3 protein-coding genes are annotated in these 3,340 nt (G+C 64.2%); all 3 read left to right on the forward strand.

What is annotated here, in order from left to right:
• Nucleotides 1–1,061: MFS transporter (locus QZT63_RS13240; protein ID WP_290651917.1), on the forward strand; the 1,061-nt coding region annotated here is incomplete at its 5' end.
• A 117-nt stretch (nucleotides 1,062–1,178) separates the two neighbouring features.
• Entirely contained in the window at nucleotides 1,179–2,582 is a 1,404-nt protein-coding gene (gene leuC / locus QZT63_RS13245; protein ID WP_290651919.1) for a 3-isopropylmalate dehydratase large subunit, read from the forward strand.
• A 1-nt stretch (nucleotide 2,583) separates the two neighbouring features.
• Nucleotides 2,584–3,225 carry a 3-isopropylmalate dehydratase small subunit gene (gene leuD, locus QZT63_RS13250; protein WP_290651921.1) on the forward strand — a complete coding sequence of 214 codons (642 nt, stop codon included), beginning with the start codon at nucleotides 2,584–2,586 and terminating at the stop codon, nucleotides 3,223–3,225.
• The last annotated feature ends 115 nt before the right edge of the window (nucleotides 3,226–3,340 follow it).

Below are 3,340 nucleotides of genomic sequence, written 5' to 3' on the forward strand. Positions count from 1 at the left end.
AGATCGGTCAGCTGATCGCCATTTTGCATGCCACCAAGATCGTCGCCCCCAATGTCTGGGGCCTGATCGCCGACCGCACCGGGCGGCGCATGGCCGTCGTGCGCTTTGGCGCCGTGGCGGCACTGGTGAGCTTCGCGGGGGTACTGCTTGGCAGCGGTTTCTGGTGGATCGCAGTGGTGATGGGGCTGTTCAGCTTCTTCTGGAATGCGGCGCTGCCCCAGTTCGAGGCCAATACCATGAACCACCTCGGGCACGCCGATCACCGCTACAGCCGCATCCGTCTGTGGGGCTCCGTGGGATTCATCGTCTCCGTGGTGGTGATTGGCGAGGTCATCGATCGAGTGGGTGTGCAGGTCCTGCCCTGGCTCCTACTCGTCCTCTTCGCCGGCCTCTGGGTGGCGAGCCAGCTGGCGCCGGAGTCGCGTCAGTCGGTGCACCACCACGCCAGTGATCCGATTCTTAGCGTGCTGTTGCGCCCGGATGTCATCGGCTTTTTTTTGGCCTGTTTTCTGCTCAAGGCAAGCCATGGGCCGTACTACGCGTTTTTCAGCATCTACCTGGAAGAGATTGGTTACACCAGCAGCATGATCGGCGTGCTGTGGGCCGTGGGCGTGGTCGCCGAGATCGGGCTGTTCCTGGTGATGCACTGGTTATTGCCCCGTTTCGGCGCGCGACTTCTGATGACCGTGGCGATGCTGCTCTCGGCGTTACGCTGGGTGCTGATTGCGGCCCTGCCCGAGGCCCTCGTGGTGCTGCTGTTCGCCCAGAGCCTGCACGCGGCGTCTTTCGGCGTGTATCACGCCGTGGGGATCGCCATCGTCAACCGCTATTTCGTGGGCAGCAATCAGGGGCGGGGGCAGGCACTTTACAGTAGCATCACCTTTGGTGCCGGTGTTGCGCTTGGCAGTCTGGTCAGCGGCCTGCTCTGGGAGACCGTCGGCGGCAGCGGCACGTATTACCTCGCTGCCCTGGCGGCCGGCCTGGCCGCTGTGGTCGCGGTGGTTAGCCTGCCGGGTCGCGCAGGGGGCGAGGGGCGCAAGACGGTGGCGGAAGGGCGCTGATACCCGCTGCCGGGCGGGGCGGTGATGGCATGGAATTCATTGCGCGCGGCGAATCCGATATACTGTTGTGTTTGACAAAGGCCGATTGAGCGGCCGTTGCCGCAGCCGGGTGAGGATATGACGGGTAAGACGCTTTACGACAAGCTCTGGGACGACCACGTGGTTCGTGACAACGAGGACGGCACATCGCTTTTGTACATCGATCGCCACCTGGTCCACGAGGTGACCTCGCCGCAGGCATTCGAGGGGCTGCGGCTGGCCGGCCGCAAGCCGTGGCGCGTTGACGCCAATCTGGCCGTCACCGATCACAACGTGCCCACCACCGACCGCAGCCGCGGCATCGCGGATCCGATCTCCAAGCTGCAGGTGGATACGCTCGGCGACAACTGCCGCACATACGGCATCATCGAGTTCGGCATGAATGACCCGCGCCAGGGCATTGTCCACGTCATCGGCCCGGAACAGGGCGCCACCCTGCCAGGGATGACCATCGTCTGCGGCGATTCGCACACCTCCACCCAGGGGGCGATGGGGGCCATGGCCTTTGGGATCGGCACCTCCGAGGTGGAGCACGCGCTGGCCACACAGACCCTGGTGCAGCAGAAGAGCAAGACCATGTTCATCAGCGTGGATGGCGAGCTCGGGCCAGGTGTTACGGCCAAGGACATCATCCTCCACATCATCGGCACCATCGGCACGGCCGGCGGCACCGGGTACGCCATCGAGTATGGCGGGTCGGCCATCCGCAATCTGTCCATGGAAGCCCGCATGACCATCTGCAACATGTCCATCGAGGCCGGTGCCCCGTGTGGCATGATCGCCGTGGACGACACCACCATCGACTATATCGCCAATCGGCCCTTCACCCCCACGGGCGAGCTCTGGGACCAGGCGGTCGAACACTGGCGGACGCTGCACAGCGATGCGGATGCGCAGTTCGACAAGGTCGTGCACATCGACGCGGCGGACATCGAGCCCCAGGTCTCCTGGGGGACCTCCCCGGAAATGGTGGTGCCCGTGAACGGGCGGGTGCCGAATCCGTTCAAGGAATCGGACGAGAGTAAGCGCAGCGCCTACGCCCGAGCGCTTGAGTACATGGGCCTCAAGCCCGAGACCCCGATCACCGACATCTGGCTGGATAAGATCTTCATCGGCTCGTGTACCAATGCACGGATCTCGGACCTGCGCGCGGCGGCACGCGTGCTCGAAGGTCGTCGGATCGCGGAGAACATCGCGCTTGCCATGGTGGTGCCCGGTTCCGGGCTGGTGAAGAAACAGGCCGAGGAGGAAGGCCTGGACCGGATTTTCAAGGACGCCGGCTTCGAATGGCGCGAGGCGGGCTGTTCCATGTGCCTGGGGATGAACCCGGATCAGCTCTCCCCCGGCGAGCGGTGTGCCTCCACGTCGAACCGCAACTTCGAGGGGCGCCAGGGTCAGGGTGGCCGCACCCATCTGGTCAGCCCCGCCATGGCTGCAGCTGCCGCGGTGGCGGGTCATTTCGTCGACGTCAGGACCTTTTGAGATGCAACCGTTCAAACAGCACAAGGGTGTCGTTGCGCCGCTCGAGCGGGCCAACGTGGATACCGATGCCATCATCCCCAAGCAGTTTCTCAAGTCCATCAAGCGCACGGGGTTTGGCGATAATCTCTTCGACGAGTGGCGCTACCTGGATCACGGAGAACCGGGCCAGGATTGCAGCCAGCGCCCGCGCAACCCGGACTTCGTGTTGAACCAGGAGCGCTATCAGAGTGCCAGCGTACTGTTGACCGGGCGCAACTTTGGTTGCGGCTCCTCGCGCGAGCACGCGCCCTGGGCGCTGAAGGATTTCGGCTTCCGCGCCCTCATCGCGCCAAGCTATGCCAACATCTTCTATAACAACTGTTTCAAGAACGGCCTTTTGCCGGTGGAACTACCGGAAGAGACCGTGGGGCGGCTGTTCCGGGAGGTGGAAGCGCAACCGGGTTACGAGCTGCTCGTGGATCTGCCCGCCCAGAGCGTGACCACGCCCTCCGGCGAGGTGATCCCGTTTGCGATCGACAGCTTCCGCAGGCAAATGCTGGAGGAAGGCCTGGATGAGATCGGGCTCACCCTCCAGCATGCCGAGGCCATTCGCGCTTACGAGGAACGTCGCCGGCGCGAGGCACCGTGGCTGTTCCGCTCCTGAGGGGCGCCGCTGGCGGGAGTCCAGCGCGAGCGCAGGCCCACCAACCACACGCGAGCCCAGCCCATGAGCCGAAACATTCTCATCCTTCCCGGTGATGGCATCGGCCAGGAAATCA

The sequence above is a fragment of the Aquisalimonas sp. genome (assembly GCF_007120195.1).
Lineage (GTDB): Bacteria > Pseudomonadota > Gammaproteobacteria > Nitrococcales > Aquisalimonadaceae > Aquisalimonas.

Excerpts from the sequence above, each read along its gene's own strand:
- leuC (WP_290651919.1), top strand. The coding sequence starts at position 1,179 with ATGACGGGTAAGACGCTTTACGACAAGCTCTGGGACGACCACGTGGTT.
- leuD (WP_290651921.1), top strand. The coding sequence starts at position 2,584 with ATGCAACCGTTCAAACAGCACAAGGGTGTCGTTGCGCCGCTCGAGCGG.